Origin of the sequence: Halosaccharopolyspora lacisalsi (genome assembly GCF_014137975.1) — a bacterium.
GTDB lineage: Bacteria > Actinomycetota > Actinomycetes > Mycobacteriales > Pseudonocardiaceae > Halosaccharopolyspora > Halosaccharopolyspora lacisalsi.
Map to the genome: position 1 here is coordinate 305,665 of NZ_JACGWZ010000003.1, position 15,015 is coordinate 320,679.

At 67.4% G+C, this 15,015-nt stretch carries 8 protein-coding genes and 1 tRNA gene; 6 read left to right on the plus strand and 3 right to left on the minus strand.

The annotated features are described in order from the left end of the window. Nucleotides 1–387: 387 nt before the first annotated feature. Both FHX42_RS12975 and FHX42_RS12980 read right to left on the minus strand, forming a co-directional pair. A complete protein-coding gene (locus tag FHX42_RS12975; protein WP_182544528.1) occupies nucleotides 388–2,205 on the minus strand; it encodes a tyrosine-type recombinase/integrase in 1,818 nt (605 codons plus the stop codon). Between the two features lie 88 nt (nucleotides 2,206–2,293). Then, nucleotides 2,294–2,370 (minus strand) — tRNA-Arg (locus tag FHX42_RS12980). 466 nt (nucleotides 2,371–2,836) lie between these two features. On the opposite strand from FHX42_RS12980, the gene ssb reads away from it, so the two are divergent. From ssb to FHX42_RS13010, 6 genes are all read left to right on the plus strand, one after another. Beyond that, nucleotides 2,837–3,274: a single-stranded DNA-binding protein gene (gene ssb / locus FHX42_RS12985; RefSeq protein ID WP_182544529.1), complete on the plus strand. Its 438-nt coding sequence runs from the start codon at nucleotides 2,837–2,839 to the stop codon at nucleotides 3,272–3,274. Nucleotides 3,275–3,397: 123 nt separating this feature from the next. Beyond that, nucleotides 3,398–5,074 carry an energy-dependent translational throttle protein EttA gene (gene ettA / locus FHX42_RS12990; protein ID WP_182544530.1) on the plus strand — a complete coding sequence of 559 codons (1,677 nt, stop codon included), beginning with the start codon at nucleotides 3,398–3,400 and terminating at the stop codon, nucleotides 5,072–5,074. Between the two features lie 20 nt (nucleotides 5,075–5,094). Continuing rightward, complete coding sequence (locus FHX42_RS12995; protein ID WP_182544531.1) at nucleotides 5,095–7,179, plus strand: hypothetical protein; 2,085 nt, start codon at nucleotides 5,095–5,097, stop codon at nucleotides 7,177–7,179. Nucleotides 7,180–7,321: 142 nt separating this feature from the next. After that, nucleotides 7,322–12,289, plus strand: a complete 4,968-nt coding sequence (locus tag FHX42_RS13000; RefSeq protein ID WP_182544532.1) for an NAD-glutamate dehydrogenase — start codon at nucleotides 7,322–7,324, stop codon at nucleotides 12,287–12,289. 228 nt (nucleotides 12,290–12,517) lie between these two features. Further along, nucleotides 12,518–12,961: an acyl-CoA thioesterase gene (locus tag FHX42_RS13005; RefSeq protein ID WP_182544533.1), complete on the plus strand. Its 444-nt coding sequence runs from the start codon at nucleotides 12,518–12,520 to the stop codon at nucleotides 12,959–12,961. Then, entirely contained in the window at nucleotides 12,954–13,595 is a 642-nt protein-coding gene (locus FHX42_RS13010) for a hypothetical protein (protein ID WP_182544534.1), read from the plus strand. The genes FHX42_RS13005 and FHX42_RS13010 overlap by 8 nt, the downstream gene beginning before the upstream one ends. A gap of 30 nt (nucleotides 13,596–13,625) precedes the next feature. Here FHX42_RS13010 and FHX42_RS13015 read toward each other — a convergent pair whose 3' ends face one another. Then, nucleotides 13,626–14,945: a heparan-alpha-glucosaminide N-acetyltransferase domain-containing protein gene (locus FHX42_RS13015; RefSeq protein WP_235987281.1), complete on the minus strand. Its 1,320-nt coding sequence runs from the start codon at nucleotides 14,943–14,945 to the stop codon at nucleotides 13,626–13,628. Nucleotides 14,946–15,015: the final 70 nt, after the last annotated feature.

A 15,015-nucleotide genomic window follows, 5' to 3' on the forward strand; every position in this document is an offset into this window, starting at 1 on the left:
CGTGACTGAGGTTGGCCTCGTCGAGGACCAGGGCCGCACCGCCCTATGAGGGGTCGCAAAGCCTCGGGGATCAGCAGCGTGAGCTGTTCGCGCAGGTCCGCACCGCCCCTACGAGGGGTCGCAACCGATCGTGACTGAGGTTGGCCTCGTCGAGGACCAGGGCCGCACCGCCCTATGAGGGGTCGCAACTCGCAGGGTTCGCGGCTGTGCAGCTTCACGCCGGCGCCCGCACCGCCTCTATGAGGGGTAGCAACCTGTGGGCTTGGCCCCTGCACTCGCGGACCCGCCGCCCCTACAAGGGGTCGCAATCGTACGAGGTGGCGCACGATGCGGGTCTCGTCGCGGGTCCGCACTGCCCCTACGAGGGATCTTCACGACGGCAGGTAACTACGGGGACAGGGTGACGAAGGTCCTCAGGAGCTCACCATCGGAGCTGCGTACGTCGAGTTCGTAGTCGATGATCTCGTCAGCGGCGCGGCCGTCGCGGCGGACGGATGCGGCGAGCAGGCGTCGGAGGTGGTCGGGGTCGTTCGGGTCGGCTTCGGCGGTGAAGGTGCGAACTGGATCGCCGAGGTGACGGACCTCGAACTGCAACAGCACTGGACCGATTGCGGGTGTGGCGTCGGCATCGACTTCTGCGGGGCTGGTCGGAGCGACTGGCTGTGGCGCTGGCTCCTCGATCGCCAGGTGCTCAGCTGCGCCTTGCGTGACAGTGGTGGGACGGCCGCGAGTGGCTTCGACGAGTCCCCAGTCCTTGAGCAGCGTCACGGCTCGGTTGGCGGTGCCGGCGGCCACGTCGTAGTCGGCCATGAGCTTCTTCAGTGTCGGAATGGCGTCACCAGCGGTGAGCTCACCTGCCGCGATCCGTGAACGAAGGTCGAAAGCGATCTGCTCGTACGGGCTCCCGGGTGCGGTCTTGGCCCGCTCCTCGGCGCTGATCGGCTTGTCGGGGCGCTCGGGTATCCGTGAGAACAGAGCCTCGGAGGCACGCTGATCGGCTTCGGAGACCCACGCCGAGTACACGCGCAGCGTGGTCGTGCCGCCACCACCGTGACCAAGGCGGCCGGCGACGGTCCGAGGGTCGACACCGGAGGAGATGAGCTCGGTGGCCGAGTAGTGCCGCAGCTTGTGCAGAGAGGTGCTGATACCGAGGCGCTGGGCCATGCGTTCGTAGCGCTGCGTCACGGTGTCGGGGATCAGGAACTGAACCCCGTCGGGATCGGGCGAGAACACGTAGGCCTCGGCTGTCAGATCGAGGCCGAACCGCGCAGCACGTTGCTCGTGACGTGCCTTCAGGTCCGCCAGGACGTTGACCGTCTCCGTGTCGAGTGCGATCCGGCGTTGTTGGTGCGTCTTGGTGCTCTTGGCGAACCAGAGCTTGCGTTGTTCGTCGTAGGCGACTGATTGCTTGAGGCGCAGGACGGACGCGTTCAAGTCGACGTGGTCCCAGCGAAGCCCGCAGAGCTCGCCCCGCCGAGCACCGGTGGTCATCGCGGTCCAGACGAGGGCGCCCCAGTCCTCGTCGACTCGCCATGCCTCGTTGAGGATCCGGACCGCTTCCCGCGCGTCCGGAGGCGTCGGGTGTGGTTGGGGAGCAGGTGGTGGATCTGCTTGTCCCACGGGGCTTACGGCGACCCACTTCCACCGCACCGCGCGCTTGAAAGCGCCGGAAAGCAGGTAGTGGATCTGGCGTATGGCGGTCGCGCCGAGCGGCTGGCACTTGTGCGGCTTGCAGCGGTGATCGCACTCGTGCTTGCTGCTGGTCCGATGGTCGATGCGGCGCTTGCCGGTGCAGTGATCACGACACCGGCGCAACTCGGAGTACAGCGAGTCGAGGGAGTCGGCGTCGAGCTGACCCACCTTGACCTGGCCGATGTAGGGCAGCACGTGTTTGCGGGCGGCTCTCCGGTAGCCGTTCCTGGTCGTCGGTTCGCCGTCGAAGTGCTTGTCCAGGTAGCGGTCGAGGAGTTGTTCGACGGTAGCCGTGGTCTTCGGGTTGCGCCGCTCGTCTACCTCGTTGAGTAGTCGAGTCCGGACCCGCTCGGCTTCGCGTTCCGCCTCCGGTCCCGCCGGCACGACTTCGACGAGTCGGTGCCGTTGCTTCGTGACCGGATCGAGACCTGCGGAGACCCTGACTCGCAGGGATCCGTTCGGCAAGCGGTCGATCGCACCGCGCTGCCGTCGCTTTTTCGAGCGCCCAGCCATGCCCCCAGTGTAGGGGACGGCGGGTCACAGAGTGGGTCATGAGATCCCGCCGACCTGGCGTGGTCGACGGGTTTTCCCTGGTGGGAAGTGGTGCCCCCGGTAGGACTCGAACCTACGACCTAGAGATTAGAAGTCTCTTGCTCTGTCCACCTGAGCTACGAGGGCGGCCGCACTCGGCTGAGCTGCAACAAGCAGCGTAACGGTCTGTGCTGTCACTGGGAGAACCCACACATCAGGTGTTGCCAAGCCGGTATCGAATGGCAAGCCGATCGACAGTCGAGGACCGGTGCGGGGGCTCCGGATGAGCGATTCGATCTCCACGCTGGGTACATACAGTGATAAAGCTGTCCTTTTCGTGACTAGGCTCTCAGCTGCGTGCGTCGATTTGTAGTTATTTTATTACTGTATGTGTCAAAACTCTCGTGGGCGAGTCATCGAGTCGCCGGGGGGTGGACGAGTTCTTCGGCAGCAACGAAAAAGAAAAGCTGATTCATCCACAGGGCAGGCAGTTGCCAACAGTGTGTGATGAATTGGTGGCGCTGTGTGCTCGACGTGCCGCAAGCTGGTTTGCGAGGTCGCGAGGAAGCGATCGCAGACGGGCCACGGGTTCCGTGGCGGAAGGGCGGAAGACATGTTCGAGACGACCGTGACCCTGGTGGGCAACGTCATCACCACCCCCAAGGCGCGCGAGACCACCAACGGTAGCCGAGTGACCAGTTTTCGCATGGTCAGTACGGCACGCCGCTTCGACAAGGCCGCCGAGCAGTGGGTCGACGGCGATCGTGTCTTCGCCACCGTGAACTGCTGGAAGCGATTGTCCGACGGAGTTTCCAACGGCGTCTTCAAGAACGATCCCGTCTTGGTGACGGGACGGCTGCGAACACGTGACTACGAGGTCGACGGCCAGCGACGGTCGAGCACGGAGATCGAGGCGAACGCGGTCGGGTTGGACCTGGCGCGCGTCCGGTCGTTGGGACGTGAGTTCGAACGGCCGGGCTCGCACGCCGCGGAACCCCCCGCGGCGGGGGAGGGCGAGTGGGCCTCGTTGGTGGCTTCCGAAGGCGGTTGACAACCTCTCTGTCAGCGTGTTGATCAGGGAAAATCCCTCCGCTCCCCAGGGGTCCGATCATGCTGGTGGGACGGGCCGACCGCAGTGCACGTCCCACTACCGGCCGCAATTACCATTTGTCCCATGGCCGAGTTCATCTACACCATGAAGAAGGTTCGCAAGACTCAGGGGGACAAGGTCATCCTTGATGAAGCGACCATTCAGTTCTACCCGGGCGCCAAGATCGGCGTGGTCGGCCCGAACGGGGCTGGTAAGTCGACCGTGCTCCGGATCATGGCTGGACTCGACTACCCGAACAACGGTGAGGCCTTCCTGTCGCCGGGCTACAGCGTGGGCATCCTGCAGCAGGAGCCCCCGCTGAACGAGGACAAGACGGTCCTGGGCAACGTTGAGGAAGGTGTCGGCGAGGTCAAGGAGCAGCTTGACCGGTTCAACCAGATCGCCGAGCAGCTGGCCACCGACTACTCCGACGAGTTGATGGAGGAGATGGGCAGGCTCCAGGAGGTCCTGGACCACGCCGAGGCGTGGGAGCTGGACTCCCAGCTGGAGCAGGCCATGGACGCCCTGCGCTGCCCACCGCCGGAGGCCGAGGTCCGGTACCTCTCCGGTGGTGAACGTCGTCGTGTCGCGCTGTGCAAGTTGCTGTTGAGCAAGCCGGACCTGCTGCTGCTCGACGAGCCCACCAACCACCTCGACGCCGAGAGCGTGCACTGGCTGGAGCAGTTCCTGGCGAACTACCACGGTGCCGTGCTGGCCGTCACCCACGATCGCTACTTCCTGGACAACGTCGCGGGTTGGATCCTGGAGCTCGACCGCGGGCGTACCTACCCGTACGAGGGCAACTACTCGACCTACCTGGAGAAGAAGCAGGAGCGTCTGGACGTCCAGGGCAAGCGCGACGCCAAGTTGCAGAAGCGGCTCAAGGGCGAGCTGGAGTGGGTCCGCTCGAACACCAAGGCCCGCCAGAGCAAGTCGCGGTCGCGGCTGGAGCGCTACGAGGAGATGGCCGCGGAGGCGGAGAAGACCCGCAAGCTCGACTTCGAGGAGATCCAGATTCCGCCGGGCCCGCGGCTGGGCAACCTCGTGATCGAGGCCAACGAGCTGACCAAGGGCTTCGAGGAGAACCCCCTGATCGACAGGCTCTCGTTCAATCTGCCGCGCAACGGCATCGTTGGTGTGATCGGCCCGAACGGTGTGGGTAAGACGACCCTGTTCAAGACCATGCTCGGTCTGGAGGAGCCCGACTCCGGCCAGGTCAGGGTCGGCGACACCGTGAAGCTGTCCTACGTCGACCAGAACCGTGAGAGCATCGACCCGAACAGGAACGTCTGGGAGGTGGTTTCCGACGGGCTGGACCACATCCAGGTCGGCCAGGTCGAGATGCCCTCCCGGGCCTACGTGAGCGCGTTCGGATTCAAGGGGGCGGACCAGCAGAAGCCCGCCGGGGTGCTCTCCGGTGGTGAACGCAACCGGCTGAACCTGGCGCTGACTCTCAAGCAGGGCGGCAACACCCTGCTGCTGGACGAGCCCACCAACGACCTGGACGTGGAGACGCTCTCCTCGCTGGAGAGCGCACTGGAGCAGTTCCCGGGCTGCGCCGTGGTCATCTCGCACGACAGGTGGTTCCTGGACCGTGTGGCCACGCACATCCTGGCCTGGGAGGGCGACGACCAGAATCCGGCGAAGTGGTTCTGGTTCGAGGGCAACTTCGAGGGTTACGAGAAGAACAAGATCGAGCGGCTCGGGCAGGACGGCGCTCGCCCGCACCGTGTCACGCACCGTAAGCTGACGCGAGGCTGAATCCGAGCGGGGAGTCGAGTGTGGCGAGCGTGCACGGTTCTGGCCCGAGCGACTCCGCCCGGGAGTTGCTGGAGTCCGCCCGGCAACTGCGCTGGCGGGCTCCGGAACTGACGTTGATGCTCAGCGATCGGGTGGTGACGGAGTCCAGGCGTGACGGTGACGGCGTACTGCGGTCGCAGGCCGAAGCGCTCGCCCTGTTCGCTTCGAACCGTCTCGGACACGGCGTGACAGTGACCGAACGTGCGATCACGGCTATGCGCGACGCCGAGTTCAGCGGCGATGCGGCAGGCGTCGCCGAACTGTGCGTGGAGCTGGCCTGTTGTGCACGGGGCGCGGGGAGCCACGACGTGGCTCTCCGGCTACTGCGCTCCGTGCTGGAACGGGGGCACGTGGATCCCGTGGTCCGGGTACACGCGCTGATCGAACTGGCTGCGGCGTTGCCCGTGCACCGCGGGGCGAGTGAACGTGCGGCAGCTCTGGACGAGGCGGAACGCCTTTGTTCCGCCGACTCCGAACTCGATCGCGACACCGTTCGGTTGCTGCGGGCCAGGGTGGGCTCGGAGCGGGCGTGCCATCACCGCAGGCACGGTGAGGCCGAGGCGGCGGCGACGGCCGCCGGAAACGGGCTGGCTTTGCTGGAGCGGCTCGAGGATCCCGCCGCCGAAGGTGGGGACGTTCAGGCTCGCCTCGTCCTGGAACGCGTGCAGGCGCTTCTTGACCTGGGGTTTTCCGCCGAGGCGATGCGGACCGCGGCGCCGGTCCTGTGGCGGCCGTTGCGAGCTCCCGCGGCCGACCCCGCGGGATGGTTGCGGTTCGCCCTGGCCACACGAGTGCACGTCCCGGAGGGCGAGTACCGCATCGCGATGCGGTTGCTGAACGAGGCACTGGCCGGAGCCGAGCGCCACGGCCTGGATCACCTGCGGGCCGAGGTGCTCAGCACGCTGTCCCAGCTGCACGAGCGTTGTGAGGATTTCGCCGAGGCCCTGCACTGTCTCCGCGACGCCCATGCGGCGGACCGCCGCTGGCGTGCTGGCGTGCATGCCGCGCGGTTGCGCCTCGTCGAGGAGTTCGCCACGGGAGCGCCCGAGATGGCCGGGATGGCGGTGCCCCGTCAGCAGGAATCGCCTTCGCGGGAGTCGCGCGGGGACGTCCCGCCGGTACGGGACGAACCGCACGAGGCGTCCGCCGTCGCACCGTCTCCGCGGGAGGAGATGCTGCCGGATCTGGCCCACGAGATCCGCAGGGCCGCCCGCCGCGAGCCGGAGGAGATCGAACGCTCCTCCGAGATCGAGGTGGGAAGGCAGTGGCCCGCGGAACAGGACACCGCGGCATCCGGTCGGGAACAGGGTGCGCGAACCTCGACCGGTGGTTACCCGGAAGGACGCGGGCCGGCCCCCTGGGAAAGACCGAGCGAGACGGGGTTCGAAGCGGAAGCGCCGATGCCCGACGTGACCACGATCATGCCCGTGGTAGCCGCTCCACCGCTTCAGGGAACGGGTCCTCCCGCCCACGAGCGAGCGGAACAAGCGCTCGGCGACGTGGACGGCGAGGCGCGAGCGAACCGGTTCGAAGCAGGGGAGTCGGCCGAGACGCACGACTCCGACACGGGTGGTTCCGGGGGTGGCACGTGGTCGCCGAGGCGGTCCCTGGCGGAGATCCGCGCCGGCTTGCAAAACCGGCGCTCTCCCGGTGAGGGGGAAACCGGCCAGTACGACTCCCGCCATCGGGAGGAGGCCGAAACTCCGGAAGCGGTGTCAGGCGACGACTTCCTCGCCACGCACAGCGAACTGCTCCAGGGGCTTCCCGCGATCAAGGTGGGGCGGCAGGATTCCGAGTCCCACGGTGAGAACGGCCTCGCCGACCTGCTGGCCGAGGCGTTGGTGGCCTACCGCGGTGGCCGGCACGGCGACTCGGGGGCGAGTTCCGCGGTGAGCCGCCATGCCGGAGCGGACACCGACGAGAGCACGGACGCGACGAGGTCCGCGCGGTACACGCAGGAATCCACGGGGGAATCCGTGGCCCAACGTGGCAGGGCGCGGCGTCGCCATGCCGCCCCGGAGTCGACCTCCGCGGACTCCTCGTCCTGGACGCCGCCCATCCACTGATCGGTTCAGTGCTGGGGCCGGCTCCGAGACGAACACGATGTGTCCGCTGTTGCGCGCCAGGCCGACATGATGGCTCCCCGAGGTTCTAGGGTGGAGCCGTGTGGACACAACGAGGTGTCGCGACATGGGAGCTGCCTGAACAATGACCTCGAAAACCGGACCGTTGAGTACCCAGAACAGCCGCGAATCCAGCATGCCTTCCGCCGTGACCGGTAGTCACTCGGAGACTCCTGAGCAGGCCAAGGATCGCCTGTTGGGCAGGACGGCCGAGTTTGCTCCGGAGCTGGCGCAGTTGGTGGACAAGTACTACCGCCACGTTCCGGCGGAGGAGATCGCCGACGACGAGCCCGCCGATCTCGCCGGAGCACTGCGCTCACACCACGCACTGGCCGCGAGCAGGACCGCGGGCCGTCCCGTGGTCGAGATCTTCAATCCCGACCGTGCCGAGGACGGCTGGCAGACCCCGGCCACGGTGGTCCAGCTGGTCACCGACGACATGCCGTACCTGGTCGATTCGGTGATCGCCGAGCTGACCCGCGACGGTGCTCAAGTGCAGCGCATCGTACACCCGATCGTGGTGGTCCGCCGCGACGTGGCAGGTGAACTCCGGGAGGTCCTGCCGAACGCGGACCCGGGAGCACCACCCGGCGACGCCATCGCCGAGTCCTGGATGTACGTCGAGGTCGACAGGGTCACCGACCCCGACCGCACCCGCGGGCTCGAGCAGGCACTGCTCAAGGTCCTCAACGACGTGCGTGAGGTCGTCGAGGACGCCGAGCGCATGGTCGGCACCGCACGAGGTCTGGCCGACGCGCTGGAAGGCGATCCGCCCCCGCTGGCCTTCGAGGACGTCAGGGACGCGGCCAACCTGCTGCGCTGGCTGGCCGACGGCCACTTCACCTTCCTGGGATACCAGCACAACGAGCTGGTCCGGGACTCCGAGGACAGCGCACCGGCGTTGCGTGCCGCGCTGGCTTCGGGTCTGGGGGTGCTGCGCAACGACAGTCTCACGACTCGCGATCCGATGGCGGGAACGGACACGGCGGCCGGCTCCGTGTCGGACGAGCTGCTGGTGCTGACCCTGGCGAGCGAACCATCCACGGTGCATCGTGCTGTGCACCCTTACTACGTGGGGGTCAGGACTTTCGACTCCCGAGGTCGGGTCGTCGGCGAGCACCGCTTCATCGGGCTGTTCACGAGTACCGCCCTGCACGAGAACGTGCTGGACATCCCGGTCATCGAGCGCCGCGTCCGCGAGGTCATCCACCAGGCCGGTTTTCCCATGGAGTCCTACTCCGGTCAGCGGATGCTGGAGGAGATCCAGGACTACCCGCGCACCGAGCTGTTCTCCACCGGTGCCGAGGTGCTGCGGGAGATCATCACCGGGGTCCTGGCACTGGCCGAGCGGCGCAAGCTCAAGCCGTTCCTGCGACGGGATCCCTACGGCCGCTTCTTCTCCTGCCTGGTCTACCTGCCCCGGGACCGCTACACCACCCGCTCCCGGCTGGCCATGCAGGAGGTGCTGCTCGCCGAGCTGGGAGGCAGCGGTCTGGAGTACAGCACCCGGGTCGGTAAGTCGACCCTGGCGCGGGTGCACTTCCTGGTGCACACCGACCCGGCCAAGCAGGTGGAACCGGACCTGAACCGGGTGCAGCGGCGCCTCAGCGAAGCGATCCGCACCTGGGACGACCGGATGGTCCACGAGGTGGAGGAGACCGAGGGCGGCTTCCGGTACGCCGGGCGCGGCTCGGAGGCCACCAGTGAGGTCGGGCAGCGCTACGCGGCTTCCTTCCCCGAGGCGTACAAGGAGGACTTCAGCGCCAGCGAGGGACTCGTCGATCTGCGCCGGTTGGACTCGTTGCGGGAGTCCGGCGAACTGGAGATGTCGTTCTACACCCCGCACGGGGCGACACCGGGTGAACGTCGTTTCAAGATGTTCCTCGGCGAGCGGATGACGCTGTCGCAGGTGCTGCCCGTGCTCCAGAGCATGGGGGTCGAAGTCGTCGACGAACGCCCCTACGAGGTGCTGCGCGAGGACGGCACCCGCTGCTGGATCTTCGACTTCGGCCTGCGGCTGGGTCAGGGCATGGTGGAGCAGGTGGGCACGGAGCGGCTCGACAGCGTGCGCGAGCGTTTCGAGAACGCCTTCCGCGCCGGCTGGCAGGGTGTTTCCGAGGTCGACCGGTTCAACTCCCTGGTACTGCGTGCGGGTCTGAACTGGTACCAGACGAGCGTGCTGCGCGCCTACGCGAAGTACCTGCGGCAGGTGGGCATCGCCTACAGCCAGGACTACATCGAGGACGCCATCCTCGCCCACGCGGACGCCACGGTCGTACTGATGCGCCTGTTCGAGACGCGGTTCGATCCGTCGCTGACCGCCGACCAACGGTCCACGCAGGAGCAGGCCCTGGTCGACGAGGCGACGCGACTCATCGACGAGGTCACCAGCCTCGACGCCGATCGCATCCTGCGCAACTACCTCGGCCTCATCCGGGCCACCCTGCGCACGAACTACTTCGTGACCGACTCGAACGGGGCACGACGCTCGTTCCTGGCGTTCAAGCTGGAACCCCACCGGATCCAGGGACTCCCCGAGCCGCGACCGCGATTCGAGATCTTCGTCTGCTCCCCGCGCGTGGAGGGAGTGCACCTGCGCTTCGGTTCCGTGGCCCGGGGTGGCCTGCGCTGGTCGGATCGCAGGGAGGACTTCCGCACCGAGGTGCTGGGGTTGGCCAAGGCCCAGGCGGTCAAGAACGCGGTGATCGTGCCTGTGGGGGCGAAGGGCGGTTTCGTCGTCAAGCGCCCGCCCGCCTCGACGGGCAACTCCGGTAGCGACCGGGAAGCGGTCCAGAAGGAGGGCATCGCCTGCTACCGGATGTTCATCTCCGGGATGCTGGACCTCACCGACGACCTCGCCGGCGGCACCGTGGTCCCGCCCCGGGACGTGGTTCGCTACGACGGTGACGACACGTACCTGGTGGTGGCCGCGGACAAGGGCACCGCGACCTTCTCCGACATCGCCAACGAGGTCGCCGACTCCTACGGTTTCTGGCTGAGTGACGCCTTCGCCTCGGGCGGTTCCGTCGGTTACGACCACAAGGAAATGGGCATCACGGCCAAGGGGGCGTGGGAAAGCGTCCGGCGGCACTTCCGCGAGCTCGGCACGAACACCCAGCGGGAGGAATTCACCGTCGTGGGCGTGGGTGACATGGGTGGTGACGTGTTCGGCAACGGCATGCTGTTGTCCGAGCACATCAGGCTCGTCGCCGCGTTCAACCACATGCACGTGTTCATCGACCCCGATCCGGACGCGGCGAGCTCGTTCGCCGAGCGCAGGCGACTGTTCGACATGCCCCGCTCGACCTGGGACGACTACGACCGCGACGTGATCAGCGAAGGGGGCGGTGTCTGGTCCCGCTCACTGAAGTCGATCAACCTGAACCCGGCGATCCGCCGGGCACTGGGCATCGCGGAAGAGGTCGAGCGGCTCTCCCCCGCCGAGCTGATCAGGGCGATCCTGTGCGCTCCGGTGGACTTGCTGTGGAACGGCGGTATCGGGACCTACGTCAAGTCCAGCGAGCAGAGCCACGCCGAAGTGGGCGACAAGGCCAACGACTCGGTACGCGTGGACGGCAACGCCTTGCGGGCGCGGGTCGTCGGCGAGGGCGGCAACCTCGGCCTGACCCAGCTCGGGCGGATCGAGTTCGCGCGGGCAGGCGGCAAGGTCAACACCGACGCGCTGGACAACTCCGCGGGTGTGGACTGCTCCGACCACGAGGTCAACATCAAGGTGCTGCTCGATCACCTGGTCGCGCGAGGCCGGTTGGACGGCGTCCAGCGCAACGAGCTGCTGCCGGAGATGACCGACGAGGTCGCCGAGCTGGTGCTGGCCGACAACTACCGGCAGAACGCCGTGCTCGGTATTTCCCGGTCCCACGCGGCGGCGATGGTCTCGGTCCACGCGCGCCAGGTCACCGACCTGGAAAAGCGCACCGGGCTCGACCGCGAACTGGAGGCGCTGCCCAGTTCCGAGCAGTTCCGGGAACTGTTCAAGGAGGGGCGGGGACTGAGCTCGCCGGAGCTGGCCACCCTGATGGCGCACGTCAAGCTCGCCCTGAAGAACGAGGTGCTGGACAGCGATCTGCCCGATGCCGACGCCTTCGCCCGGCGGCTGCCGGACTACTTCCCGAAGCCACTGCGCGACCGCTACGCCGACGCCATCCCGGAACACCCCCTGCGGCGGCAGATCACCACGACCCTGCTGGTCAACGAGGTGGTCGACGGCGCGGGGATCTCCTACGCCTATCGGCTCTCGGAGGAGATGAGTGCCGACGCCACCGACGCCGTGCGTGCCTACGCCGTCGTGACCAGGGTCTACGACCTGCCCGATCTGTGGCGGCAGATCGAGGACCTGGAAACGGTGGTCGACAGTTCCGTGGCCGACGAGATGGTGCTGGCGACCCGACGGCTGCTCGACCGGGCCTCCCGTTGGCTGCTGTCGAACCGGCCGCAACCACTGGCGATCGGCGCCGAGATCAATCGTTTCCGGCCGGTGGTCGCCGAGCTCTCCGATTCGGTGCCGGGACTGCTGCGGGGGCGCGCGGCCGAGGCGGCCGCGGAGCGGACCGAGAAGCTGGTCGCCGCGGGAGTGCCACCGGCCCTGGCCAGGCGCGTCGGTGCCTTCCTGGACACCTTCGCGGTGCTGGACATCACCGAGATCGCCGAGCTGGCCGGGCGCGATGCCGGGATCAGCGCCGAACGCAGCCCTTCGGAGACGGCCGAGTTGTACTACGCGCTGTACGAACACCTCGACATCGAGCGGATGCTGACGTCGGTGAGTGCGCTGGAACGCGGCAACAGGTGGCACTCGCTGGCCCGGCTGGCGCTGCGGGACGATTTCTACGCTTCGCTTCGTGCGATCACCATCGACGTGCTGCGCGGCAGTGACCCGGGGGACAGCGCCGACGACAAGATCGCGGAGTGGGAGTGGGCCAACGCCTCCCGCCTCAGCCGTGCGCGATCCTCGCTGGATGAGATCAAGCGCTCCGGGCGGCTGGATTTGGCGACGCTGTCAGTGGCGACCAGGCAACTGCGCAGCATGGTTCGATGAAGGATTCTTTCGGACGGCTCGTGTGAGGGGCTGGGTGGGAACCTCAGCCGGGGCCTCGCTGCGGGATCTGACACATCGAGTAGTCACTGTGCCACGTGTCAGCTGTCCTGGCGAGGCCCTCGCCTGAGGATCCCGGCGGGTCGAGCTGCGTGCGTGGAAACAAGCGGCTCCGCCGCTTTCGAGGAATGAGTCCTGAGACTCGTGCGACGAGGAGAGGGAAGGAATCCGGTGAGCGCTTTCATCGCCGAGGTGGCTCTGCGCTGGTCCGACATGGATGCGTTCGGCCACGTCAACCACGCCAGGACCATCACGTTGCTGGAGGAGGCCCGTGCGGGCCTGCTGTTCACCGAGGCGGGACACCGTGGGCTGGAAGGCATGGCCGAGGGCATGGTCGTGGCCAGGGTCGTGATCGACTACCACGCACCACTGGTGTACGAGGCGGGATCGCTCCAGGTGCGCATGTCGGTGCGCGACCTGCGGGCCGCCTCCTTCCTGATCGACTACACCGCTTCGGCCTGGGGATCGGCCTCGGTGGCCACGGCTGAGACACTGATGGTGCCTTACGACCTGGCGGCGGGACGTCCCCGGCGGCTCACCGCCGCGGAGCGGGACTTCCTCGCCGAGTGGCAGGTCGCTGTCGAACTGGCGGACAAGGAGCCCACCGGTGCCTGAATTGCGGATACCTCGTTCCGCGGATCGTGACGATCTCGGAGCGTTCGTCGCCCGCGCTGTGCGGATGGACGAGCAGGCGGCGATCCGCCTGCGTGGACGCGGTGACACCGGTCTTCTCGACGCGTGGTCGGCCACCCCTTTCGACGCGTTGTGCACCCGCTCGGTGGCGGGGGAGGTCGAACCGGGGGACCTGACCGCCTCGGGCAACGAGCTGCTGGCGACACTGACCGTGGCAGGGGGCGCGACCATGGACCCCGGGCCGTCCCGGGACCTGCTGTGGCGTTCCGAACTACCACCGGACCGGGGCTGGCACCGCGTCGACGACCTGCCCGCGAAGCTGGTGGGGGAGGTGGCCGAACAGGGTGTCGGTGTGGCTCGGGACAACGTCGGCCCGAAGGGCACCCCACCCGCTTCGTTGATGGACCAGGAAGTGTTCACCGTCAGCGGATCGGGGTTCGAGATCAAGGTGCCGCTGCGCTGCTTGTTCGTGCTCTCGGGAATGGGATTCCTGGTGAGTGATCCCACGGAGGACGAGGTGGTGCGGGTCAGCGCCACGGACTCGTGGCTGCGGCTGGACTCCCGCTTCGGTGCGGTCCTGCGCCGCCGCTACGCTCTGCTCCCGCTGCTGATGTGAGTCCCCGCCGCTCGGTCCGCGAAGCCTCGGTCAACCTCGGTTGCCGGAGTGCTTGGCGGACTGGGCGGTCAGCGCCGCCTGCGGATCGGAGAGCCAGCGGATCGACTCGCTGATGGCCGCCTCCAGCGGGCCGCGTCGGAACTTCAGCTGCCAGGCTGTGGCGAAGACGAGGGAGCCGATCAGGAAGACCTCGGGCATGTAGGCGTTGACCCATGCGATGAACCCGGTGGGCAGCTCCCCGTCAGCGGGGAACGCGGGGAGGCCGGGGACGTCCTCGGCTCCCGGCGGCATCGTGGCGAGTTCGGCCAGCGAGGCTTCGACACCGTGCAGCGGCCAGCCGCCGACCACCACTTGCCAGGCCAGGACCAGCGCGTGCACGGTGTACAGGGTCAGGGCCATGGAACCCGCTGCCACCAGGGGGAACAGCAGCCGGCCCAGTCGGTCGGCCACTTCCAGGCACCCCGCCAGCACGAGCAGGGACACTCCGAACGCCCCGAACAGCTCGAAGCTCGTCCCCGTGTGCGCCATCGAGGACAGCAGCGTTTCCGGCTGGTCCACCGAGACGGGGCCCCTGAACACCGCGTCGGGCGATCCGCCGAGAGCGCGCAACAACCGGTCCGAGACGGTGTAGCTCAGGAACGCGATCAGAGCTCCACAGGCGGCCATGTAAGCCCGCAACCCCGTCGCGCGCAGGTCCATCCGTCCCACCGCCATTCCCGCGAGCACGAGAGCGAAGTAGGACATGGCCGGGTAGAACCCCAGCAGCAGGGTGTCCAGCAGTCCTATTTCGGCGAGCCGGTGGCCGGGGTCGAGCATGTCGACGACCGTCGTCACGGTCGACAGCGGGCTGTTCGGCGTCAGCCACGTGCGCAGCAGGAAGGCGACCTGCGGACCGAGTGCTCCCACGGTCGCGGCGGAGATCAGCAGTCCCCGTGGGCGCATCCCGATGAACGGCAGGGACAGCATGAAGTACGTGCCGTAGAAGGGGATGATGACCGTGAGCAGAAACCCGGTCGCGTCGGTGGCTTTGACCAGCGCGAGTCCCAGCACGATCATCAGCACCGCACGGATCGCGATCCGCTTGCGAGCCTCGTGAAGGTCCGCCCCCGTCGGTATTCGCCGCCGTCCGGACATCATCGAGAGTGAGACCCCGGCCAGGAAGGTGAACAGGCCCGTGGCGCGACCGCTGGAAATCTCGAAGACACGCGCGGTGAGCTCGTCACCGGCGAACGGCACACCGAAGTGAACGCAGAACATCCCGAGTACGGCGAGAAAACGGGCGAGGTCGATGCCGATCAGGCGTCCTGGCCGTTTGGCGGAAGCCTGCTCGGCCGAGGTTGACGCGGTCATGGATTCCCGGCGGGTCGGATGGTCGAGACGTGAATCAATTTACCTGTGGCTTCCTCGTCACGTCGGGGAA

Bases quoted from the DNA above. Each gene is read 5' to 3' on its own strand.
- FHX42_RS12975 (WP_182544528.1), bottom strand. From the start codon at position 2,205: ATGGCTGGGCGCTCGAAAAAGCGACGGCAGCGCGGTGCGATCGACCGC.
- ssb (WP_182544529.1), top strand. From the start codon at position 2,837: ATGTTCGAGACGACCGTGACCCTGGTGGGCAACGTCATCACCACCCCC.
- ettA (WP_182544530.1), top strand. From the start codon at position 3,398: ATGGCCGAGTTCATCTACACCATGAAGAAGGTTCGCAAGACTCAGGGG.
- FHX42_RS13000 (WP_182544532.1), top strand. From the start codon at position 7,322: ATGACCTCGAAAACCGGACCGTTGAGTACCCAGAACAGCCGCGAATCC.
- FHX42_RS13015 (WP_235987281.1), bottom strand. From the start codon at position 14,945: ATGACCGCGTCAACCTCGGCCGAGCAGGCTTCCGCCAAACGGCCAGGA.